The 534-nt window shown below is 37.1% G+C and carries 1 protein-coding gene and 1 pseudogene; both read left to right on the forward strand.

What is annotated here, in order from left to right; genetic code table 11:
* Positions 1-203: pseudogene (locus tag ACOI1C_RS22755) on the forward strand (IS21 family transposase); the annotation flags it as partial.
* A partial coding sequence (locus ACOI1C_RS22760) for an ATP-binding protein (RefSeq protein WP_422512902.1) occupies positions 200-534 on the forward strand: 335 nt, incomplete at its 3' end. The pseudogene ACOI1C_RS22755 and the gene ACOI1C_RS22760, both read left to right, overlap by 4 nt.

Genomic DNA, 534 nt, shown 5'->3' on the forward strand with positions numbered 1-534 from the left:
GTTTAGAAGAAGCGTTAAATGAAGTGAAAAAACTTCGATTGATTAGTGGGAATGATTTCAGAGACATAGCTTTCTCATTAGAAAAGAGAAAAAATCTGAATACAGAAGCTCCTCAAATAAATGAGAAATATAGAGATTTAAAAGCACCTGAGCGTCCCGAAGATGCCTATCTAAAAGTATTAAGCGGAGGGCGGCACGCATGACAAACCCCATGATCAGTTTACAGGAGAAGTGTCGCACACTCCGTCTTGCCGAAACAGCAAAAGAGCTACCAAATATCTTACGAAAAGCAGAAGCGAAAAGTTGGACGTACCATGAATTCATCCATGAACTTTTAACCTACGAGTTGACAAGCCGTGAAAAAAAGAACGTTGAACGATTTATGAAATGGGCTGATTTCCCCGAACATAAGACATTAGATAGCTATGATTTAAAAGAACAGAATGCATTAGGAGAGAAGCAATTTAATATCTTAAAAGAATTAAATTGGATAGAAAACTATTTTACATTAATTCTAATGGGACCGACAGGTGC

Source organism: Bacillus sp. DJP31, assembly GCF_049310945.1.
Taxonomy (GTDB): Bacteria; Bacillota; Bacilli; order Bacillales; family SA4; genus Bacillus_BS.